Origin of the sequence: Sorangium sp. So ce131 (genome assembly GCF_051519095.1) — a bacterium.
Lineage (GTDB): Bacteria > Myxococcota_A > Polyangia > Polyangiales > Polyangiaceae > Sorangium.
Genome location: NZ_CP150455.1, coordinates 2,808,638 through 2,831,327 on the forward strand (window position 1 = coordinate 2,808,638; position 22,690 = coordinate 2,831,327).

The 22,690-nt window shown below is 72.4% G+C and carries 16 protein-coding genes; 15 read left to right on the forward strand and 1 reads right to left on the reverse strand.

From position 1 onward, the window contains the following. The first annotated feature begins 63 nt into the window (after window positions 1-63). The 9 genes from pssA (at window position 64) to WMF43_RS10385 (ending at window position 12,875) form a co-directional block, all read left to right on the forward strand. Window positions 64-882 carry a CDP-diacylglycerol--serine O-phosphatidyltransferase gene (gene pssA, locus WMF43_RS10345; RefSeq protein ID WP_437679349.1) on the forward strand — a complete coding sequence of 273 codons (819 nt, stop codon included), beginning with the start codon at window positions 64-66 and terminating at the stop codon, window positions 880-882. Between the two features lie 71 nt (window positions 883-953). Then, window positions 954-1,355 (forward strand): hypothetical protein, encoded by a 402-nt coding sequence (locus WMF43_RS10350; protein ID WP_437679350.1) that lies wholly within the window; start codon window positions 954-956, stop codon window positions 1,353-1,355. A gap of 176 nt (window positions 1,356-1,531) precedes the next feature. Next, window positions 1,532-2,431 (forward strand): cytochrome C assembly family protein, encoded by a 900-nt coding sequence (locus WMF43_RS10355; protein ID WP_437679352.1) that lies wholly within the window; start codon window positions 1,532-1,534, stop codon window positions 2,429-2,431. 6 nt (window positions 2,432-2,437) lie between these two features. Beyond that, window positions 2,438-4,039 (forward strand): glutamyl-tRNA reductase, encoded by a 1,602-nt coding sequence (hemA, locus tag WMF43_RS10360; protein ID WP_437679354.1) that lies wholly within the window; start codon window positions 2,438-2,440, stop codon window positions 4,037-4,039. Continuing rightward, window positions 4,036-4,941, forward strand: coding sequence for a hydroxymethylbilane synthase (hemC, locus tag WMF43_RS10365; protein WP_437679356.1), 906 nt, complete (start codon window positions 4,036-4,038; stop codon window positions 4,939-4,941). The genes hemA and hemC overlap by 4 nt, the downstream gene beginning before the upstream one ends. A gap of 89 nt (window positions 4,942-5,030) precedes the next feature. Then, window positions 5,031-6,128: a hypothetical protein gene (locus WMF43_RS10370; RefSeq protein WP_437679358.1), complete on the forward strand. Its 1,098-nt coding sequence runs from the start codon at window positions 5,031-5,033 to the stop codon at window positions 6,126-6,128. Between the two features lie 125 nt (window positions 6,129-6,253). Further along, complete coding sequence (locus WMF43_RS10375) at window positions 6,254-7,852, forward strand: glycoside hydrolase family 57 protein (protein WP_437679360.1); 1,599 nt, start codon at window positions 6,254-6,256, stop codon at window positions 7,850-7,852. A 455-nt stretch (window positions 7,853-8,307) separates the two neighbouring features. Continuing rightward, window positions 8,308-9,609, forward strand: coding sequence for an efflux RND transporter periplasmic adaptor subunit (locus WMF43_RS10380; protein ID WP_437679362.1), 1,302 nt, complete (start codon window positions 8,308-8,310; stop codon window positions 9,607-9,609). A gap of 38 nt (window positions 9,610-9,647) precedes the next feature. Beyond that, window positions 9,648-12,875, forward strand: coding sequence for an efflux RND transporter permease subunit (locus tag WMF43_RS10385; RefSeq protein ID WP_437679364.1), 3,228 nt, complete (start codon window positions 9,648-9,650; stop codon window positions 12,873-12,875). A gap of 77 nt (window positions 12,876-12,952) precedes the next feature. On the opposite strand, the gene WMF43_RS10390 is transcribed toward WMF43_RS10385, so the two are convergent. Further along, a complete protein-coding gene (locus WMF43_RS10390) occupies window positions 12,953-14,134 on the reverse strand; it encodes a S1C family serine protease (protein WP_437679366.1) in 1,182 nt (393 codons plus the stop codon). A 115-nt stretch (window positions 14,135-14,249) separates the two neighbouring features. Between WMF43_RS10390 and WMF43_RS10395 the strand changes: the two genes are divergently transcribed. The 6 genes from WMF43_RS10395 to WMF43_RS10420 all read left to right on the forward strand — a co-directional run bounded on the left by WMF43_RS10395 (window position 14,250) and on the right by WMF43_RS10420 (window position 22,690). Then, window positions 14,250-15,974, forward strand: a complete 1,725-nt coding sequence (locus WMF43_RS10395; protein ID WP_437679368.1) for a DUF885 domain-containing protein — start codon at window positions 14,250-14,252, stop codon at window positions 15,972-15,974. Between the two features lie 211 nt (window positions 15,975-16,185). After that, the gene (locus WMF43_RS10400; RefSeq protein WP_437679370.1) at window positions 16,186-16,989 is read left to right on the forward strand and encodes a hypothetical protein; all 804 of its coding nucleotides are present in this window, start codon (window positions 16,186-16,188) and stop codon (window positions 16,987-16,989) included. A gap of 119 nt (window positions 16,990-17,108) precedes the next feature. Beyond that, the gene (locus WMF43_RS10405) at window positions 17,109-17,636 is read left to right on the forward strand and encodes a hypothetical protein (protein WP_437679372.1); all 528 of its coding nucleotides are present in this window, start codon (window positions 17,109-17,111) and stop codon (window positions 17,634-17,636) included. 60 nt (window positions 17,637-17,696) lie between these two features. After that, window positions 17,697-18,837 (forward strand): peptide chain release factor 2 gene (gene prfB / locus WMF43_RS10410; protein ID WP_437679373.1). Its coding sequence is split into 2 segments (ribosomal slippage): window positions 17,697-17,765 and window positions 17,767-18,837, totalling 1,140 coding nucleotides; the frame shifts between segments, so codons are not numbered across the junction. After that, entirely contained in the window at window positions 18,834-20,555 is a 1,722-nt protein-coding gene (gene lysS, locus WMF43_RS10415) for a lysine--tRNA ligase (RefSeq protein ID WP_437679375.1), read from the forward strand. Before prfB ends, lysS begins: the two co-directional genes overlap by 4 nt. Then, window positions 20,552-22,690 carry an FtsX-like permease family protein gene (locus WMF43_RS10420; protein ID WP_437679377.1) on the forward strand — a complete coding sequence of 713 codons (2,139 nt, stop codon included), beginning with the start codon at window positions 20,552-20,554 and terminating at the stop codon, window positions 22,688-22,690. The genes lysS and WMF43_RS10420 overlap by 4 nt, the downstream gene beginning before the upstream one ends.

Genomic DNA, 22,690 nt, shown 5'->3' on the forward strand with positions numbered 1-22,690 from the left:
GCCGCGGCGCTTGCGCTCGTGGTCTCTGGAGCGATAGCCTGACCTGCCTGAAAGGGAGGTGACATGATCCGGAGGCGACGGCGGTTCGAGCTCAGGAAGACGCTGTTCCTGCTTCCGAACCTGATCACTCTCTCGTCGATTTTCTGCGGCTTCGACTCGATCCGGCGCTCGGCGACGGCGCAGGCGGAGGACGATTTTTACCGTGCCGCGCTGCTGATCGTCTTCGCGATGTTCTTCGACACGCTCGACGGGCGCGTCGCGCGGATGACGAAGACGCAGAGCGCGTTCGGCCTGCAGATCGACTCGCTGGCCGACATCGTCTCGTTCGGCGTGGCGCCGTCGATGCTCGTGTACCAGTGGACGCTGCACCGCTTCGATCTCGCGGGGCTGCTCGTGTCGTTCGTCTTCACGGCGTGCGGCGCGATCCGGCTGGCGCGCTTCAACGTCCTCTCGATGGGCGAGGCGGGCAAGCCCACGAAGCCCTCGAAGTACATCGTCGGCCTGCCGATCCCGGGCGCGGCGGGCATCCTCGTCTCGATCGTGGTGGCGAACCACGCCGTCGCCGGCGAGATCGGCGGCGAGCGCTACGCCGCGGCGATCCTGGCGACCACGACGATCCTGTCGCTGCTGATGGTCTCGACGATCCGGTTCCGCTCGTTCAAGGATCTCCGGCTCAACGTCCGGACGGTGCTCTTCGTCGCGTTCGCGGTCGGCTCGAGCGCGGTGATCTCGACGCAGCTCCAGCCCGCGTTCGTGCTCGTGTGGCTGCTCGGCTTCTACGTGCTGCTCGGGATCTTCGAGTCGCTCTGGCACCTGCCCGCGCGCCTCCGCGGCCTGCCGCGCGACTCGGCGCCTCCCCCCCGGGTGCCCCCCGCGGCCTGACGCCGGGCCGAGCCCGTGCGCCGGCCTCGCGACCCCACCCCTCAGCCCCCTTTTTGGGTAGACTGCTCGCGATGAAGAACCGCGTGTTCTTTCCGCAGGCCGCGCTCGACGACTGGATCGCGAGCGACCGCGTCGATCTGAACAACGACGAGCTTCTGATCAAGACCGAGGGCCGCCGCTACAAGATCATCGAGGCGATCCGCGTGGTCCGCGAGGTGACGGGCGCGGCGGACGTGCACGAGGTCATCGGCCGGGTGAAGACGCGCGCCTTCCTGAGGGAGCTCGGGGCGGAGATCCTCGAGGGGTCGATGATCATCGGCGACAACGCCTACGACGTGATCCCGGGCTTCATCGGCGCGCCGGTGGGCTCGTTCGCCGAGCACCGCAAGGCCGCGCCGGCGGCGACCGTGACGAACAGCAGCCTGACGAGCGACGAAGAGCTGCTCGCCGCGTTCCTGACGAGCAAGATGTAGCCGCAGCGGCCGCCTCCACCGGCGCCGGAGCGGCGCGCCCGGCGACGCCGCGCCCGCCCCGGCTCCCGGTGGAGCGCGCCGGCGGGTCCGCGCTGTCGGTCCCGTTCCTAGGGGCGTACGTCGTCTCCTCTACGGCCGGCGGGCCATCCCCGGTGAGGCAGGCTATAACGGGGGCCATGCGCGAGGTCGTCTCCGGGGTGAGCTTCCTGCTTGCGTTGCTGTTCTACGGCGCTGCCAGCGCGCTCTTCTTCCTCGACGTCGCGAGGAACCGCACGCGGGGCCCCGCCGCCCTCGACCTCGCGGGCCGCGGCTCGGGGCACACCCTCGACGCCGCGCGGCCGAGCTCCACAGCCGCGCCACCCTCGCGGCTCGCGCCGCTGCTGCTCGGCGTCGGGGCGCTCGGGCACGCGACCTACGTCACGTTCGCCAGCTTCGTCGCGCGCGTCTGCCCGGTCCACTCGGTCCACTTCATGCTGTCGGTCGCGTCGCTCCTGGCGATCGCCGTCTACCTCGTCGCCCGGCGCCGCTTCCGCATCGACGCGCTGGGGCTGCTCATCGGGCCGCTCGGGCTCGCCTTCCTGCTCGGCACCTTCTTCCTCGGGAAGCCGCACCCCGAGCCCAAGCTCCACCCGACGTTCATCGCGGCGCACGTCATGGCGAACCTCCTTGGGATCGCTCTGTTCCTCCTCGCCGGCGCCTCCGCCGCGCTCTACCTCGTCCAGGAGAACCGGCTCAAGCACAAGCGCCACGTCGAGCGCATGGGCAACCTCCCGCCGCTCGACATCCTCGACCGCGCCGTCCACCGGTTCCTGATCGCCGGGTTCCCCCTGCTGACGCTCGGCATCGTCACGGGGACGTTCTGGGCCCACCGGCTCGAGATGGGCAACACCGAGGAGGTGATGCGCGCCGTCTTCGGCTACGCGACCTGGCTCCTCATCGCGCTCGTCCTGCTCCTGCGCGCCGCCGCGGGCTGGCGCGGCCGCCGCGCCGCGTACGGGACCATCGCCGGGCTCATCTTCGCCGCGGCGGTGCTCGTCATCTACTTGGTCCGCCCCGCCGCGGGGCTCGGAGGCTAGCGCCCGGTGATCTTCGTCGGTCTGTCCCACAAGACCGCGCCCATCGAGGTGCGCGAGCGGCTCGCGATCGGGCGGGAGCGCCTCCCCGAGTTGCTCGCGCGGCTCACCGCCCAGCCTGCGATCGGGGAGGCCGTCGTGCTCTCGACCTGCAACCGCGTCGAGGTCTACGCCTCGGCGCGGGCGCCCGGGGCCGCCCGCGCCGGCAGCGCGCCGCCGGCCTCGCCCGACGAGGAGCTCTCGCTCCAGAACGAGGCGCTGCACGCGGTCGCCGCGGTCCTCGTCGGCATGGGCGGGGACGCCGTGCGCGGCCACCTCGCCGGCCGCCTCGGCGGCGAGGCCGTCCGCCACCTGTTCCGCGTGGCCGCCTCGCTCGACTCGATGGTCGTCGGCGAGCCGCAGATCCTCGGGCAGCTCAAGGAGGCGATCGAGATCGCCCGCGAGGCGAGGACCCTCGGCGGAAAGCTCGGCCGCGCGGTCCACCGGGCGATCAAGGTCGGCAAGCGCGTGCGCACCGAGACGGCGATCGGCGCGGGCCAGGTCTCGGTCTCCAGCGTCGCCATCGACCTCGCCCGCCAGATCTTCGCCGACCTCGCCGGCCACACCGCGCTGCTCGTCGGCGCCGGCGAGATGGCGGAGGCCGCCTCGAAGCTCCTCGTGCGCGCCGGCGCCCGCCTCCTCGTTGTGAACCGGAGCCCGGAGCGCGCCGCCGCGCTCGCCCGCGAGGTCGGCGGCGAGCCCCGCCCCTGGGCCGATCTCGAGCGCGCCGTCGTCGACGCCGACATCGTGGTCTCGTCGACCTCGAGCCCGACCTACGTGCTCACGCTCGACCTCGTGCGCCGGGCCCGCAAGGCGAGGAAGGGCAGGAGCCTGTTCCTCATCGACATCGCCGTCCCGCGCGACATCGACCCTGCCGTCAACAAGCTCGACAACGTCTACCTCTACGACGTCGACGACCTCACGCAGATCGTGGCGCAGTCGATGGAGGGGCGCGCCGCCGAGGCAGCGCGGGCCGAGGCGATCGTCCTGGAGGAGGCGCAGGCCTTCGAGGCGTGGACGCTCGAGCGCGCCCTGACCCCCACGATCGTGGGCCTCCGGGCGCGCACGCGCTCCATCCTCGCGGCCGAGGTCGAGCGCAGCCTCGCCGGCAAGCTCCGGCACCTCGGCCCGGCCGAGCGCCAGGCCCTCGCGGTGATGGTCGACGCCGCCACGAACAAGCTGCTCCACGTGCCCACGACCCGCCTCCGCGCGCTGGCCCGCGACCCCCGCGTCGCCGACCACGTCGACTCGCTCCGGGAGCTCTTCGACATCGACGGAGCGCGGGTCGACGCCGACGCCGCCTTGGCTCCGGGGCTCGCCGAGGCGGAGCGCGCCCCCGCCGAGGGCGGCCGCACCCCGCTGCCCGCCCGCGAGGCCGAGCCGCGCGCCGCCGCCGATCGCGCCGAGGGCGGCGCCCCGCCTCGCCAGGCAGGGCCGCGCGCGTCCGCCGCGGAGGACCACGGCGTCTATGCCCGGCAGCCCGGCGCGCGCGCCCCGTCCGCCGAGGCCGGCGTGCTGGCGGTCGCGAATCCTGCCGCGGCCGCGCGGGCGGCTGGGCTAAAAGAAGCGTGACCGACATGGAGCTCACCCTCGCCACGCGCCGCTCGGCGCTCGCCCTCGCCCAGTCCCGCGCCTTCGCCCGTGCCCTCGAGGCGGCGGTGCCTGGCCTCTCCCTCCGCGAGCTCGAGGTCGTGACCTCGGGCGACAAGACGCAGGATCGCCCGCTCCAGGACATCGGCGGCAAGGGGCTGTTCATCAAGGAGCTCGAGGAGGCGCTCCTCGACGGGCGCGCCGACTTCGCGGTCCACTCGATCAAGGACGTCCCCGCCGAGCTCGCCCCGGCGCTGCGCATCGCCTGCATCCCCGCGCGCGAGGACCCGCGCGACGCGCTCGTGACCCGCAGCGGCGCTCCGCTCGCCGAGCTGCCGGCCGGCGCCCGGATCGGGACCTCGAGCCTCCGCCGGGCGGTCGCCTTGCGCGCCGCGCGCCCGGACCTCCAGATCGAGCCGGTCCGCGGCAACGTGGACACCCGGCTGCGCAAGGTGGCGGACGGCGCGTTCGACGCGATCGTGCTGGCGCTCGCCGGCCTGAAGCGGCTCGGCCTCGAAGGCCGCGCCACGGAGGTCCTCTCGCCGGAGGTGTCGCTGCCGGCGATCGGCCAGGGGGCGCTCGGCATCGAGTGCCGCGTGGAGGACGCGCGTGTGCACGACGTCCTGGCGCGGCTCGCCGACGACGAGACCACGGTGTGTGTCACCGCGGAGCGGGCCGTGATGGCCGCCGTGGAGGGCAGCTGCCGGACGCCGGTGGCCGCCTACGCGGTGCGCGCCGGCGATGCGTTGTGGCTCCGCGGCCTGCTCGCCGAGCCCGACGGCACCCGGCTGCGGACGGCGGAGCGACGTATCGCGTGGCCGGGCGATGCGCGCGAAGCGGCGCGCCTGGGCGAGGAGCTCGGGGCGCAGCTCAAGAAGGGGTAGGGCCGGCACCCACGTCCACCACGGCTGAGCCCGAGGTGCGTACATGAAATGCCGGTGACGAACTGTGGGCAAAACGGTAACTTGCCCGGATGAAGTCCAAGGGCGAAAAGGGTCGAGCCAAGCCGAGCGCCGGGGCGGAGAAGCCTGCGAAGGCGGAGCGTGGCGGCGCGGGGGTGGCGTCGTGGGCGGGTGAGCGGGCGCAGGTCGAGCAGCTGCTGCGGCTCAGGCGACCGCTCACGGACGTGCAGCGCGCGGCGTTCCGGAGCCGGTTCTCGGACGTGCAGTGCGACGAGCTCGGGGGCCACGCGAAGAGCGGCCCCGTGTTCCGCGAGGGGCTGGAGTGGGCGGCGCGGATCCAGAAGACGCTCGGCGAGCCGCACGAGGGGCTTCGGTACTCGGAGGAGCGCTTCACCTGGCTGCTCGAGTGCCTCCTCGAGCTCGCGAAGTCGCGCGCGTCGTACAAGAGCGCGCAAAACCCTGCCGCCGCCGCGCGCCGCCTCGGAGAGCAGGCGCGGGCGGCGTCGCTGGAGCTCCGCGAGGATCTCACGAGCGTGCTGGCCGAGCTGGCCGGCGGGGTCGAGGCGGAGGTCGAGGCGCTCGCGAAGGCCCAGGGGGCGGCGGACGAGGCCCGCGATCTCGCGGCGTCGCTGCGCGCCCTCGCCGGCCTCGCCGAGGACTGGCTGCGCCGGGGGAGCGACGTGGATCGCGCCCTCGTCGCGTCGGCTGGCCTCACCCAGGCATACGCCCAGGCTGCCTGGCGCGCCGCCGACGAGCTCGAGCGCGCGGCGGCCGACGGCGCCCGCGCGGCGGCCGACGGCGCCGCGGGCGACGGCGCCGCCCAAGCTGCGGCCGACGGCGCTGCGGCCGACGCCACCCAGGCCGCGGGCGACGGCGCCGCGGGCGACCCCGGACAACGTGACGCCACGGCCGTGGTGCGCGCCGAGGGGCGGCTCTTGCGGGAGATGGCCGTCGCGATGCGCAGCTTCTCGGAGGCGCGCCGCAAGAACAGGGGCATCCGCAAGCTCGTCCCCGGATCCGCGACGCGCGACGTCCTCAAGCCGCGCGCGGCGCGGTCGTCCGAGCCGGAGGCGCAGGCGCCCCAGCCGGAGGAGACGCCGGAAGCCCAGCCAGCGCCGGATCAGGAGGCGCCGAGCCACGCCGCGCTGAACGGCCAGGCCACCTCGTAGCCGCCGAGCCGCCGCCGAGCAGCCACCAAGCGCAGTGCCCGGCGCCGCCCGCGCGCTTTCCGCTGCGGCGCATCCGTGCGAGACCCCACCCGCCGGCGCCCTCCCGCCGCCGACCGCAGCGCTCCATGCCGGGCTACGTCGCCCTCGTCCTCCACGCCCACCTGCCGTATGTGCGCCACCCCGAGCATGCCCGCTCGCTCGAGGAGCGCTGGCTCTTCGAGGCGCTCTGGGAGTGTTACCTCCCCTTGCTCGGGGTCCTCGATCGCCTCGCCGAAGATCACGTCGTCGCCCCGCTGACCCTCTCCGTCTCGCCGCCGCTCCTCGCGATGCTGCGTGACGAGCTGCTCCTTCGCCGCTTCGACGATCACCTCCGCCGGCTCACCGCGCTCGCCGCCCGGGTCGAGTCCCGCGTCGCGGGCAGCGGCTTCGCCGCGGCCGCGGCGTTCTACCGCGCGCGGCTCGACGCCGCGTCCAGCGCCTGGGCGGCGCTCGGCGGCGACGTCCCCGGCGCCCTCGTCCGCCACGCCGACGCCGGCCGCATCGCCCTGATCACCACGGCCGCCACGCACGCCTACCTCCCCGGCCTGCTCCCCGCGCCCGCGTCGATCCGGGCGCAGATCCGGCTCGGCCGCCGCGCCTTCGCGGCCCTCACCGGCGCGCCGGAGCCCGCCGGCTTCTGGCTCCCCGAGTGCGCCTACGCGCCCGGCCTCGACGCCGAGCTCGCCGCGGCCGGCGTCCAGTTCACGGTCCTCGACGCCCACGGCCTCGAGCTCGCGGCGCCGGCGCCGTCCGCCGGCGCCGCCGTCCCGGTGCTCTCGCCGGCCGGCGTCGTGTGCTTCGGGCGCGACCACGCCAGCGCGCGCGAGGTGTGGTCGCGCGACGCCGGCTACCCGGGCCACCCCGTCTACCGCGAGTTCTACCGGGACGCCGGGCACGATCTGCCCGAGCGCGACCTCGACCGCGAGCTCGGTCCCGGCGGCACCCGCCTCATGACCGGCCTCAAGCTCCACCGCGTGACCGGCCCCGGCCCCCACAAGGAGCCCTACGACCCCGCCCGCGCCTCCGCGCAGGCGCGCGCCCATGCCGCGGACTTCGTGGCCCGCCGCGAGGCCGCGCTCGGACCGGCCCGCGGCGCCCCGGCCCCCCCGATCCACGTCGCCCCGTACGACGCCGAGCTCTTCGGCCACTGGTGGCTCGAAGGCCCCGAGTTCCTCGAGCACGCCCTCAGGCGCCTCGCGGCGTCGGACCGCGCCGTCCCGATCACGCTCGGCGCCTACCTCGAGCGCCATCCGCCCGTGGAGGTCGTCGAGCCCGCCGCCTCGACGTGGGGCGAGGGCGGTTTCGGCTCGCTCTGGACTGGACCGAGCGCGGCGCGCCTGTGGCGCCACGTCCACCACGCCGAGCGCGCGGTGCGTGGCGCGCTCTCGCGCTGCCGCGGCGCGGTCGGCCTCCCCGGCCGCGCCCTGGATCAGGCGATCCGCGAGCTCCTCCTCCTGCAATCGAGCGACTGGGCCTTCATGATGGCCACCGGGGAGATGATCCCTTACGCCGAGGCGCGCGTCCGCGCCCACGCGGCCCGCGCCCCCCGGCTCGCCAGCCTCGCCGAGCAGCCCTCCATCGCGCCCGCCGACGCTGCCTGGATCGACGCGCTCTGCGCCCTCGACCCTTTCCTCGCCGAGCTGCCCGGCCCCGCGCTCCGCGACGCCTTCGACCCGTGGCGCTGAACGCGCTCTCCCACCGCCTGTCGCCCTCCAGCTCAGCCACCTTCACGACCGGCGCTGCACCACGTTGGAGCAACTGCGAGTTTCATCTGTATTGCAATCTTTCGACAGCACTGCTCGCGGCGCGCTCCCCGCGCCCGCTGGCTCCGACGTCGCAGCGCGCATTTCGTTGGCGCCCCGGCGCGGGATCTCCCGGCGCGGAAGCGCTTTTTCAGCGTGCACGGGGGCCTCGCTCGGCGCAATGACCCGCCGTTCATCGGTTTTCCCGGGCTGCCTTGCGCGCAGGCGCCGCGCAGCACGAATTTCACGGACACGTCGGTCCAAGGTGCGAGGCGGACGGAGATGCGCTCGGATGACCCCCCTTGATGACCGGCCGGTCAGCCCCCTACTGTGGTGCCCGCCGGCTTTGCTCCTGGACCGCACCGGCAGGCGCTGGCAAGAACCCGGGCGGACTCCCCATGAAACATCCTGCTTGCGGACACGAGCTCCCGATCGCTCGATGGGCCACCGGCGCTCGTAGCGCCGCCTCGCATTACTCCCGCGCCACCCTCTTGGCGGCGCTGCTCGCGGCGCTCGCGGCGCCCACGTTGACCGCCTGCCGAAAGTCGGAGGCGGGCGCGCAGCCGTCGCCGACGCGCGACGCCGCCGCGCCGCGCGAGAAGCCCGCCGTGCGCTTCGCGAAGGTGGTCTCCCGCCCGCTGGCGCAGACGCTCGACATCAGCGGCACCCTGGTCGCCGACGAGACCAGCGAGGTGGCCACGCAGGTCGCCGGCTCGGTGCTGAGCGTCAACGTCGACGTGGGCTCGCGGGTCAAGAAGGGGGATCCGCTCGTCGTGCTCGACGCGCGCAACGGCGCGCTCCAGGCGCAGGCGGCCGAGGCCGCGGTGGCGCAGGCGCGGGCCAGGCTCGCGCTCCAGCCGGGGGCGTCGCCGAAGGGGATCGACCCCGATCAGGTGCCCGAGGTGCGGGCCGCGAAGCAGAGCATGGAGCTCGCCAAGGCCGAGGCCGATCGCGTGAAGCAGCTCTTCGATCAGGGCGCCGTCGCCCAGGCGACCTGGGACGCCGCGCGCACGCAGGCCCAGAACGCGGCCGCGCAGTACGACGCCGCGGTCAACGGCATCCGCGCCACGGTCGCGGCGCTCACGTCCGCGCAGGCGCAGGCCGGGCTCGCCTCGAAGGCCGTCTCCGACACGACCGTGCGGGCGCCCTTCGACGGCGCCGTCGCCGAGAAGCGGATCAGCGTCGGCGAGTTCGCCAGCCCCGGCCGCGTGGTCGCGGTCGTGGTCCGCGACAACCCGCTGCGGCTCCTCATCGACGTGCCGGAGGCGGACATCGCGCGCGTCGAGCTGGGCAAGCCGGTGAACGTCAAGGTCGCCGCCTTCCCCGACCGCACGTTCCCGGGCGTCGTGAAGCGGATCGGCGCGAGCCTCAAGGCGTCGTCGCGCACGTTGCCCGTCGAGGCCGAGTTCGACAACAGCGAGGGGAAGCTCCGCCCCGGCCTCTTCGCGCAGGGCGAGCTGGCTCTGACCGGCGAGTCAAAAAAGGCGCTCCTCGTCCCCGAGGCGGCGGTCGGCACCTCCGGCACGAGCGCGCGTGTGTTCGTGAAGGCGGGTGATCGCGTGACGGAGCGGCTCGTGAAGACCGGCCGCAAGGTCGAGGATCTCGTCGAGGTCATCGGCCCGCTCTCCGAGGGGGACGAGGTCGCGATCGAGAAGGTGAGCGAGCTGGCGGACGGCATCGAGGTCGCGGCGGCGCAGTGACCCGCCCGCGCCCGCATTACTGAAGAAAGGTAGCGACCATGCAGTGGCTCGCGGCAATCTGCATCCGTAGGCCGGTGTTCGCCTCGGTGATCGTCCTGCTCCTCACGGTGCTCGGGGCGTTCTCGTACTTCGGCCTCGGCGTGGATCGGTTCCCGAAGGTCGAGTTCCCGTTCATCGTGGTGACGACCATCCTCCCCGGCGCGGCGCCCGAGGAGGTGGAGACGGAGATCTCCGACAAGCTCGAGTCGGCGGTCAACACCATCAGCGGTATCGACGAGCTGCGCTCCGTGTCGGTCGAGGGGCTCAGCCAGGTCATGATCTCCTTCCAGCTCGAGAAGGACGTCGACGTCGCCGCGCAGGAGGTGCGCGACAAGGTCGACGGCATCCTCGCGGAGCTCCCGGAGGGGATCGAGCCGCCGACGGTCGGCAAGCTCGATCCGGACGCCGCCCCGATCCTCACGCTCGCCGTCTCGTCCCCGAAGGCGGACGTCCGCGAGGTGACCGAGTTCGCCGACAAGACGCTGCGGCGCGAGCTCGAGTCGCTCGCGGGCGTCGGCCAGGTGCTGCTCATCGGCGGCCGGAACCGGCAGATCAACATCTGGATCGACCCGGAGAAGCTCGAGAAGTTCGCGCTGACGGGCGGCGTCGTGGCCCAGGCGCTGGCGAGCCAGAACGTCGAGATCCCCGCCGGACGGATCGAGCAAGGGGGCAGGGCCCTCACCCTGCGGACGCGCGGCCGCGTGCAGTCCGTCGAGCAGATGGAGGACATCGTGCTCGCGAACCGCGAGGGCTACTCCGTCCGGCTCGGCGACGTCGCGGAGGTCCAGGACGGCATGGCGGAGCCCGAGTCCGCCGGCTTCCGCGGCCTGAACCCCGCCGTGCTCCTCAGCATCCGCAAGCAGAGCGGGACGAACACCGTCGAGGTCATCGACGGGCTGAAGGCGCGGATCAGCGACCTCCAGAAGCGCCTCCCCCCGGGCTACGAGATCGTGATCGCCCGCGATCAGTCCGAGTTCATCAAGAACTCGGTCAACGCCGTCAAGGAGCACCTCGTGCTCGGCGCGCTGCTCGCCGCGATCATCGTCGCGCTCTTCCTCGCCAACGCCCGCAGCACGATCATCTCCGCGATCGCCATCCCGACGAGCATCATCTCCACCTTCGCCCTGATGAAGGTGGCGGGCTTCACGCTCAACGGGATCACGCTCCTCGCGTTGACGCTGGCGGTCGGCATCGTGATCGACGACGCGATCGTCGTCCTCGAGAACTGCTACCGCTGGATCGAGGAGAAGGGCGTGAGCCCCTGGGAGGCGGCGCTCCAGGGCACGAAGGAGATCGGCCCCGCGGTGCTCGCGACGACGCTCTCGCTCATCGCGGTGTTCGTCCCGGTCGCGTTCATGAGCGGCATCGTCGGCCGCTTCCTGAACTCGTTCGGCCTCACCATGGCGTTCTCGATCCTGGTGTCGCTGATCGTGAGCTTCACCCTGACGCCGATGCTCTCGGCGCGATGGCTGAAGAAGCCGGAGAAGCACGCCGCCGGCAGCTCCAAGGAGTCGCGCTTCTACGGGCCGATCGAGCGCGGCTACATGGCGCTGCTCCGCTGGTCGATGGCGCACCGCTGGGTGATCGTGCTCGCCTCGTTCCTGGCGCTGGTCTCGATCCCGGTGCTCGGCGGCCTCGCGAAGTTCAACTTCCTCCCGATCGAGGACGAGTCGCAGTTCCAGGTGAGCCTGCGCGCGCCCGAGGGGGTGAGCCTCGACGGGACGCGCGTCACCGCCACGCGGATCGCGGGGGACCTCGAGAAGCTCCCCGGCGTGCTCTACACGCTGACGACGATCGGCGACGACCCGCAGAAGACGCCGAACCTCGCCAACATCTACGTGAAGCTCGCGCCGGCGGGCGAGCGCGACCTGTCGCAGCAGGACCTCATCGATCGCGCCCGGCGCGAGCTCCAGCCGAAGTTCGACGCGGAGCACCTCCGGGCGACCATCGGCCCCGTGCCCGCCTTCTCCGGCGGCCAGAGCACCCAGATCGCCTACCAGGTGCAGGGGCCCGACCTCCAGAAGATCGGCCAGTACTCCGGCGCGCTCCTCGAGAAGCTCAAGGCGATGCCGGGCGTCGTCGATCCGGACACGTCGCTGCTCGTCGGCAAGCCGGAGATCCGCGTCGTCATCGACCGCAAGAAGGCGGCCGATCTCGGCGTGCAGGTCGGCGACGTGGCCAGCACCCTGCGCCTGCTCGTCGGCGGGTACAAGGTGTCGACCTACAACGAAGGCGGCGAGCAGTACGAGGTGCACGCGCGCGCGCTGCCGAGCTTCCGCTCCGACAAGGAGGGCCTCGCGAAGATCACCGTCCCGTCGACGAAGCTCGGCGCGGTGACGCTCGACAACGTGGTGACGTTCACGGAGGGGACGGGGCCGTCGCGCATCGAGCGCTACAACCGCCAGCGGCAGGTCATGCTGATGGCGAACCTCGAGGCGGGCTACTCGCAGCAGACGGTCGTCCAGGAGCTCGACAAGGCCACGGCGCAGCTCAACCTCGCGCCCGGCTACTCCGCCGGCCCCGTCGGCGCGTCGAAGGAGCTCGTCAAGATGATGAAGAGCTTCCTCGTCGCCCTGCTCCTGTCGTTCGTCTTCATGTACCTCGTGCTCGCCGCGCAGTTCGAGTCGTGGCTGCACCCGATCACGATCCTGCTCTCGCTGCCGCTGACGCTGCCGTTCGCGTTCGTGTCGGTCATCATCTTCCGGCAGTCGCTCAACATCTTCTCGCTGCTCGGCATCGTCGTGCTGTTCGGCATCGTGAAGAAGAACTCGATCCTCCAGATCGATCACACCATCAAGCTGCGCGAGCACGGGCTGCCGCGGGCGCAGGCCATCCTCGAGGCGAACCGCGACCGGCTCCGGCCGATCCTGATGACCACGCTCGCGTTCGTGGCCGGCATGATCCCGCTCGTCGCCTCGAGCGGCGCCGGGTCGGGCACGAACCGCGCGACCGGGTTCGTCATCATCGGCGGGCAGACCCTGGCGCTGCTCCTGACGCTGCTCGCGACGCCGGTCGCCTACTCGCTGTTCGACGACGTCTCGTCGTGGCTGAAGCGGGTCCTGCCCTTCATGCGGGGCAACGACGACCAGGGCGAGCCCCGCGGGACGGGGTCTGGCGGCGTCGCTCCGGTGGGGGAGGGGATCGCCGCGGCGGGCCACCACGGCGCCGCCGCGCGCGTCGCGGTCGCGCCCGAGGGGGCGCGGCCGGCGCAGGCGCACCTCGACTAGCCTCGAGAAGGCTGCGCTTCAGGGCGCGGCGCGCGCGGCGCGCGCCACGCCCTGGAGCGATCGCGGCGCGGCGCCGCTCACTCCACGTCGCCGTGCACCTTGCGCAGGATCACGTCCAGCAGACCGTCGAACGCGTCGCGCATCGCCCAGGCCTGGGCGGCGTTGTCGTCGAGGCCCGCCGCCTTGCGGCGGCCCTCGGCGAGCGCTTGCTTCGGGCCCTTGCAGGCCGCGCCGAGCCGGCGCTCCATGTCGAGCGCGGCGCCCTCGTAAATATGGTAGCAGGACGCAAAATCACCCTGGTTGTACAGGGGTGAGCCGACCTGGATCGCGCCGTCCATCGTCCGCGCGAGCACGAGGAGGTCGTCCTCGGTGCAGCCGCGGAGGAGCGCGAGCGCGTGGCGGGGCACCGCGCGTTTGACCGGCGGCAGCGCCGTCCCTTCCTCGGCCGTCTCGGCGGCGAACGTCGAGAGCGGGACGGGATCGGGGTGCACGAGCAGCTTCTTCAGGTAGGCCGCGGGAACGCCGAAGTTCAGGTTCTGGCCCTGCGTCGCGACCGCGGCGGCGACGCCGATCACCTCGCCGCGCTCGTTGAAGAGCGGCCCGCCCGAGGAGCCCGGCGCGATCGGCGCGGAGATCTGCAGCAGCGTCAGCGCGGGGTCCACCACGCGGACCGCGCTCACGAGGCCGTTCGACACCGTGTCCGCGAGCCCGAGCGGGTGGCCGATCGCGACGACCGGATCGCCCGGGCGGACCGCGCCGCTGTCGCCGAGGGGCAGCAGCGGGAGCTTGCGCCGCGCGTGGATCCTCACGATGGCGAGATCCCGGTCCTCGTCGAACGCGAGCACCTCGAGCACCGGGTGCTCGCTCTGGTCCCACAGGATCACCTTGAGGTCGGCGGCGCCCGCGATGACGTGGAAGTTCGTCGCGATCCAGCCGTCCTCGCGGACGAGGAAGCCCGCCCCCAGCGACCCATCGCCGCGGATCGTGACCACCGCCGGCGTGGCGCGCGCGGCGATCTGCGCGGGCGTCATCGGGGCGGCGGGCTGCGTCGCCGGGCTGGCCGGCTGGCTGGACGCGCCCGCGCCGCAGCCGAGCGCCGCGAGCGCCGCCGCGGCGACCAGGCCGGCGAGGCGCCGGCGGCGCGGCCGACCCGGCGGCGGCCGCGACAGCCGCGGCCGCGAGGGGGGGCGCGGGCGCGAGGCGGCGCCGGAGCGCCGGGGGTCGTCATGGAGCTCGCCTGACAGGCTGCGGTGGATCATGTCGCTCCCGGGGGGGCGGCGCGGGCGGCCTCCCCTCCGGCAAGCGTAACGAAGACCCGCCGGATCGTCTCGCGCGCAGGGAGAAATTCGGGGCGCGCCCGCCTATGCTGTCGCGGTGAGCCAGAACCACGACGCGCGCGATCCGATCTTCGCCCTCAGCGACGATCTCGTCGAAGCCTTCGCTGCCCGGTGCCCTGCCGACGCCACCATGGCGGGCGTCCCCTGCGATGACGGCGCCTGGAACGATTGGAGCCCGAGCGGCGCCGCTGCCTGGGCCTCCACGCTCGCGTCGTTCCAGGAGCGCCTCCGGGCGCTCCCGCCGCTCCCCCGCGGACCGGAGGCGCGGTGGAGCCGCCTCGCACGCCGCGTCATGGCCGATTACCTGGACGAGCGGCTCGACGATTTCCATCACGGCGAGCACCTGCGCGACCTCAACAACATCGAGTCCGCTTTCCAGCACATGCGGGTCGTCTTCGACCTGATGGACACCCGGAGCGCCGCCGGATGGGACGCGATCGCGTCGCGCCTCTCGACCCTCTCGCAGGCCTGCGACAGCTACCGCGCGTCGCTGGAGGAAGGGCGCCGCACGGGCGATGTCGTCGCGCGCCGCCAGGTGCGCGCCGTCGTCGAGCAGGCGCGCCGCCAGGCGGGCGAGGCGTCGTTCTTCTTGACGCTGCCGGCGGCCTACGAGGCGTCCGGCGTCGCCACGAGCGAGGGCCGCGCGCGCCTCGCGTCCGGGGTCGAGCGGGCGCGCGCCGCGTTCGGCGGGCTCGCCGGCTACCTGGAGCAGACGTACCTGCCCAGCGCGCGCGCCGCGGATGCGGTCGGCGAGGAGCGTTACCTCCGCCTCGCGCGCCGCTTCCTCGGCGCGAGCATCGACCCGATCGAGACCTACGCCTGGGGCTGGTCCGAGGTCCACGCCATCGAGGCGCAGATGGCGTGCCTCGCCGCCGAGATCCGCCCGGGGGCGTCGCTGCCCGAGGTGATCGATCTCCTCATGACCGACCCCGCCCGGTGCGCGCACAGCCCCGACGAGTTTCTCCGCCTCATGCTCGAGCGCCAGCACAAGGCGCTCGCCGAGCTCGACGGCACCCACTTCGACATCCCCGAGCCGATCCGCCGCATCGACGTGAAGCTCGCGCCGCCCGGCGGCCCGCTCGGCGCCTACTACGTGATCCCGAGCGACGGCTTCAAGCGGCCCGGAACGGTCTGGTACGCCCCCGGCGACAAGCAGCAGTTCCCGCTCTACGAGGAGATCACGACCGCGTACCACGAGGGGTTCCCCGGTCATCACCTGCAGTGCGGGCTCCAGGTGTACCTCGAGGACCGGCTGAGCCGGCTCCACCGCTTCCTGGTCATGTACTCCGGCCACGCCGAGGGGTGGGCGCTCTACGCCGAGCAGCTGATGTACGAGCTCGGCTACTTCGAGCGCCCCGACTACGTGCTCGGCATGCTCGCGGGCAAGCTCACGCGCGCCTACCGCGTCGTGCTCGACATCGGCATGCACCTGGATCTGCCCATCCCCCGGAGCGCCCCGCTCCACGCGGGAGAGGCGTGGCGCTATGAGACCGCCGTCGAGTACCTCCACAGCCGGGCCTTCCTGACGCTGGATCACGCGCACAGCGAGGCGACGCGGTATCTCGGCTGGCCCGGACAGGCCATCTCCTACAAGGTCGGAGAGCGGGTCATCCTGGAGCTGCGCGAGGAGCTCCGGCGCCGGCAGGGCGCGGCGTTCGATCTGAAGGCGTTCCACGCCAAGGTGATCGGCTCGGGCTCCGTCGGGCTCGATCACCTGCGCGAGATCGTGCTGGAGGACGACGGAGAGCTCGCGGCGCGCTGAGCTCGCGCTCGTCGATCAGCGCGCGGCGCCCTGCGCGCCTCGCGCCCCCGCACGGGTCGCCCTGGCCCCGCCGCGCAGGTGCCCCTCGCTCCGTGCTCCGGCGCGCGTGGCACGTTTTTTCCTTGTCACATCGCCAACGGCCTGACCGCGGCCTCCAGGCCCGGCTTCTTCAGGCGTGGTGTTGGCATTGTTTGGCACAGGAGCGAAGCCCATGACAGCTCACCGACTTTCTTGGTCTCACCTCGGCACCCTGCTCTCGATCGCCGTCGCTGCCCCTCTGGCGCTCGCGGGCTGCAACGTCACCATCGGCGGCGGCGGCGCGACCTGCGAGGTGGATGGCGCCGTCTACAGCCCTGGCGACTCGTTCCCCGACGCGGATGGCTGCAACACGTGCACGTGCACCGAGGACGGCACCGTCGCCTGCACGCTGATGCTGTGTGTGTCCGGCTGTACCTACGAGGGCGTCGAGCACCCCGCCGGCGCGTCGTTCCCCGCCTCGGATGGCTGCAACACCTGCACGTGCGACCCCTCCGGCAGCGGCAACGTCGGCTGTACCAAGATCGCGTGCCCGAGCTGCACGCCGGGCGAGGAGCTCTTCGACGGCTGCAACACCTGCACCTGCGACGAGGCAGGCCGCCTCATCTGCACGGATCGGTACTGCCCGCCGGGCTGCGACTACGGCGGCGTGACCTACGCGCCGGGCGACACGTTCCCGTCCGACGACGGCTGCAACACCTGCACGTGCACGGCCGACGGGGGCGTCGCGTGCACCGCGCGCGCGTGCGCGTGCGACCCGGAAGGCGAGTGGTGGCGCGACTACGTGGCCGACGACCGGGAGATCTGCCCGCTCATCGACTTCGTCTGCCCGGAGAACACCACCTATTTCCAGAGCGATTGCGGCTGCGGCTGCGAGCAGGACAAGAGCTGCCCCGAGTTCTTCAACTGCATGCCGCCCGCGGAGTGCGACGCGGCGGCGCTCCAGGCGCGCTGCCCGTACTCCGAGATCGCGTACTGAACCTCCCGCCGCGCGCCTCAGGCGGGCGAGGCCCGCCGGCGCGTCGCGCGGACCTCGCCCGCTTCGCTCGGCGCGCGCGCGGCTCGACGCCGGGCCGCGCGCATGCCAAGCGAGGGCGGGTGAGCTCTCCCCCAGCGAGCGAAGCCCCCGAGGCCGGGCCGAGCGGCTCGGACCTCTGCACCGCGTGCGGCCTGTGCTGCACGGGGCTGCTCTTCGACGTCGCCCCGCTCGAGGAGGGGGAGCTCCCGCTCGCCGAGAAGCTCCGCCTGCCGCTCGCCTGCAATCAGTACCACGACGCCTTCCGGCTGCCGTGCCCTTGCCACCGCGACCGCAAGTGCACCGTCTACGAGACGCGCTTCTCGGTGTGCAGCAGCTACGAGTGCGGCTTGCTCCGGCGCTGCAAGGCGGGCGAGGTGCCGCTCGGCGAGGCGCTCTCCCGCGTGAGCGGCGTGCTCCGCCTCGCGGACGCCGTGCGCCGGCGCGTGCCCGCGCTCGATCCGCCGCTCCCGCTCTGGGACGAGGCCCGCGAGCACCTCCGCCGGCGCGACGCCGAGGACAGCTCGCCGGCATGGAAGAACGAGCGGGAGTCGCTCGTCGCCGCGCTCGACGAGCTCCGGGTCGCGTGCAGGCAAGGCCTCGATCCGTAGCGATCGCGCCCCGTCGGTCTCTCCTGGCGATCCCCGGCGAGATCGAATAGATCCCCCGCCATGCTCTCCGAGACCCGCGAGAAAGTCCTGGACATTAAAAGGCGCTTTGAGGCGCTAAGGGGGCATCTTTGACGTCCCCAAGCTCGAACGGATGCTCCAGGATCTGACCCAGACGACGCTGTCGCCCGGGTTCTGGAACGATCAGGAAAAAGCCCAAGCCGTCCTCCGCAAGCGCGCCCAGGTCGAGTCGAAGCTCGAGATGGCGCAGAAGCTCGGCCGCGAGATCGACGATCTCTCGGAGTACCTCGAGCTCGGCGCCGCCGAGGGCGACGAGGGGGTCATCGCCGACGCCGACGCGCAGGCCGACGCCATCGCCGCGCGCCTCCGGAAGGCCGAGCTCGATCGCATGCTGTCCGGCCCCGCCGACCGCGGCAACGCGATCGTCAGCATCCACCCGGGCGCCGGCGGCACCGACGCGAAGGACTGGGCGTCGATGCTGCTCCGCATGTACCTCCGCTTCTGCGAGCGGCGGGGCTACAAGACGGAGATCATCGACTACCAGGACGGCGACGAGGCCGGCATCGACGCGGTCACGTTCACGGTGAGCGGCGACGCCGCGTACGGCTATCTCCGCTCCGAGGCCGGCGTCCACCGCCTGGTGCGGATGAGCCCGTTCAACGCCGATCATACGCGCCAGACCGCGTTCGCCGCCGTCGAGGTCACCCCGGACAGCGACGACGAGATCGACATCCAGGTGAACGAGAAGGACATCGAGATCACGACGATGCGCGCCGGCGGCAAGGGCGGGCAGAACGTGAACAAGGTCGAGACGGCCGTGCGCCTCCGGCACCTCCCGACCGGCCTGAACATCGTGTGCCGCGCCGAGCGCAGCCAGCACCAGAACCGCGCGATGGCGATGAAGGTCCTCAAGGCGAAGCTCTACGAGATGGAGCTCCAGAAGCGGGAGGCCGAGGTCCAGGCCTACAACGCCGCGAAGAGCGCCATCAACTTCGGCAGCCAGATCAGGAACTACGTCCTCGCGCCGTACCGGCTGGTCAAGGACGTGCGCACCTCCACCGACGCCACCGACGTGGACGGCGTGCTCGACGGCGACCTCGATCGCTTCATCGAGGCCTACCTGCTCGCTGCGGCGGGCGGCTCCCTGCGGAAGGGCGGCGCCGTCGCGGAGGACGACGCGTGAGCCAGCGGAACGATAAGCCGAACGACCGGAAGACCGAGCGGCTCGCCAAGGAGGCCGCCGAGGCCGCGCGCGCCGAGGAGACGCTGATCGCCACGCGCAAGGCCAAGGCGGCGCGGCTCCGCGCGCGCGGCGAGAACCCGTTCGCCAACGACGTCACCTCCGGCGAGCCGCTCACCGAGCTCGCGGCCGTCCGCGCCCGCTTCGACGGCGCGCGCCTCGTGGCCGAGCCGCGTCCCGCCGACGCGGGCGCGCCGGAGCGGGCCGCCGCCGCGGCGGACCGCTACGACCCGGCGCGCGTCGATCCGCTCCCGTTCCGCGTCGCGGGCCGGGTCCTCTTCGTGCGCTCGTTCGGCGGCGTCACCTTCGTCCGGCTGCGCGACCGCACCGGCGAGCTCCAGCTCTACTGCGAGCAGGGGGGCCTCGCCGACTTCGAGCGGCTCGAGGACGTCGACCTCGGCGACTTCGTCGAGGCCCGCGGCGTCGCGATGGCGACCCAGAAGGGCGAGCTCTCGATCCGCGTAGGGCGCCTGCGGCTGCTCACGAAGGCCTACCGCCCGCTGCCCACCAAGACGAGCTTCAAGGACGTCGAGGCGCGCTACCGCATGCGGTACGTCGATCTCGTCGCCAACCCGCACGTCGCCGGCGTCTTCCGCGCCCGCACCGCGATCGTCGCCGCGCTCCGCGAGTTCCTCGACGCGCGCGGCTTCCTCGAGGTCGAGACCCCGACGATGCACACGCTCGTCGGCGGCGCCGCCGCGAAGCCGTTCAAGACCCACCACAACGCGCTCGATCTCGAGCTCTTCATGCGCATCGCGCCCGAGCTCTTCCTCAAGCGCCTCGTGGTCGGCGGGTTCGAGCGCGTCTACGAGATCGCCCGCTGCTACCGGAACGAGGGGCTCTCGACGCGGCACAACCCCGAGTTCACGATGCTCGAGTACTACCAGGCGTACGCCACGTACGAGACCCTGATGGACGCGACCGAGGCGATGCTCCGCCACGTCGACGCCCGCCTGGCCGAGCGGCTGCCCGCCGAGCACGCCGCGTGGGCCGCGCAGCGGCCGTACTCGCTCGATCGCTTTGCGCGCGTCCCCATGACCGAGGGGCTCGCCCGCGCCCTCGAGAAATCGGGCCTGCCCGCCGACGTCCCGCAGCGGATCGCCGCGGACGACGCCCCGATCAAGGAGTGGGCGAAGGCGGCGAAGGCGGCCGGGCGCGAGATCGACTGGACGAATTTCCGCGCGGGCGCGAAGAAGTGCGAGTCCCCTGGGGAGCTCGTCTTCTGCGCCTACGAGTACGTGGTCGAGCCGTTCCTCACGCGGGACTACCGCACCGACGCGGGCGACAAGAGCGTCCCCGTGTTCATCATCGACTATCCCTTCGAGGTCTCCCCGCTCGCGCGCAAGAAGGACAGCGATCCCACGCTGGTCGACCGCTTCGAGCTCTTCATCGAGGGCCGCGAGCTCTGCAACGCGTTCAGCGAGCTCAACGACCCCGAGGACCAGGACGCGCGCTTCCGCGCGCAGGTCGCGAAGAAGTCGCGGGGCGAGGAGGAGACGATGGATTACGACGCGGATTACGTCCGCGCCCTGGAGCACGGCCTCCCGCCGACGGCGGGCTTCGGCATGGGGATCGATCGCCTGACCATGCTCCTCACCGGCGCGACGTCCATCCGTGACGTCATCCTGTTCCCCCTGCTCCGTCCCGAGACCGACGCGTGATCGAGCTCTCCAAGCCCTTGCAGGTAGCGCTGCTCGCCGCCGTGGCTGCGGGCGTCCTCCTGCTCGCGTGGCGCGGCGTCACCCGCGTCGGCGACCGGGGTGAGCTGGAGCCCCGGCGCCCGCTCGTCGCGCGCATCGGGATCGCGATCGCGCTCGTGGGCGGCGGCTTGCTCGCGCTCTCGATCCTCACGCCCGACGTGCCGCCGAAGAGCCCCGGGTTCCTCGGGCTCGTCCGCGCCACGTTGACGACCGACCCGATCAAGACCGCCCAGGCCCTCGGCGGGGACGTCTTGACCGGCATCCTCTGGCTGGTCATCGCCAGAGTCGTCCGCAGACCCAAGGTCCGCACGGTGGCCAGGGTCCTGGGCCTGGTTTTTCTCCTCTCCTCGCTCGCCGTCGGGATGCTCTGGGTCGTGGTCCTGCCGATCCATCCGATCCTCAAGTGGATCATCTTGGGCGTCGTGACCGCCGCGGGCGTGATTTACGCGGTCGTCGGGAGCCTCTCCGTCCGCAAGGGGCTGTACCGCGCGCTCCTCTGGTGGTGGGGCGCGCTCGTGGGCGTGACGTTCGGGGTCTCCGCGGCGCTCACGGTCCGGATGCCCGTGAGCCGGCTCGTCTCGCCCAGCGCCACGGAGGAGGTCATCCGCTTCACCGCGCTCGTCTCGAGCGTCGTCTTCCTGTACTTCGTGCTCTCGGCGCTCCTGCCGATCATCCTCGACGCGCTCGAGCGCCGGAGCTTCGTGCCCTTCGTCGGCGCGCGCCACGTGCGCGCCTCGAAGAGCGGCTTCCTCACGGTGATCGCGGTCCTGTCGATGGCGGGCGTGGGCGTCAGCTCGTGCGCCCTGTGCTCGGTGACGAGCATCATGGGCGGCTTCGGCGCCGATCTGAAGCGCAAGATCCTCGGCAACAACGCGCACATCGTGGTCGACGTCCCCCGCTCCGGCGGCTTCGGCGACTGGGACGACAAGCTCACCAGGGTGCGCGTCGCGCTCGCGCCCCACGGCGGCGCCGCGACGCCGATCGTGGCCGGCGAGGCGATGGGCTCCAGCGCCTCGAACACCGCCGGCGCCCTCGTCCGCGGCATCGATCCGGACACCATCGGCCAGGTCATCGACCTCCTCGGCAACATCGAGGTCGGCAAGTTCGACTACCTGCGCGATCCCGAGAAGCTGACGACCCTGCCGCCCGAGGAGATCATCGGCCGGGGCCCGGGCGGTGAGCCGTACTTCAAGGGGCCGGACTTCCGCCTTCCGTCGGACACCGACCCGTCGGTGCGCGACTACCTGAAGCAGCAGACGCGCGTGTACCCGGGCGTCATCATCGGCCGCGAGCTCGCGAAATCGCTCCACGTGCTGGTCGGCGACGAGGTGACGCTGCTCTCGCCGATGGGCGAGCTCGGCCCCACCGGCGTGATGCCGCGCTCCCGCAAGTTCCGCGTGGCGGCGATCTTCTACAGCGGCATGTACGAGTACGACGTCACGCACGCGTACGTGCTGATGGACGAGGCGCAGAAGTTCTTCAGCCTCGAGGACAAGATCACCCACATCGACATCCGGGTCCCGGATCCGGAGCGCGTGAAGGAGGTCCGCCCGTCCGTGGAGGCGGCGGTGGCCGCGAGCGCGGACGAGGAGCCGCCGCCGGACGGCAAGCGGCCCGTCGAGCTCCGCGTCCGCGACTGGATGGAGATGAACCGGAACCTCTTCAGCGCGCTCAAGCTGGAGAAGATCGCGACGTTCATCATCCTGTCGATCGCCATCGCCGTCGCGAGCTTCTGCATCGTCTGCACGCTGCTGCTCATGGTCACCGAGAAGGGCAAGGAGATCGCCGTGCTGAAGGCGCTCGGCGCCTCGGATCGCATGGTGATGCGCGTGTTCATGCTCGAGGGCGTCATCATCGGCGCCATCGGCACCGTCTACGGCGTCGGCACCGCGCTGGCGATCTGCACGGGCCTGTCCTGGTTCGGTGTCCGGCTCGACCCGGACGTCTATTACATCGACCGGCTGCCCGTGAACGTGAACGGCGCCGACTACGCGATGGTCGCGGTGGCGGCGATGCTCATCTGCACCATCGCCACCCTCTACCCGGCCCGCGCCGCCTCGAAGCTCTCCCCGGTCGAGGGGCTCCGCTACGAGTAA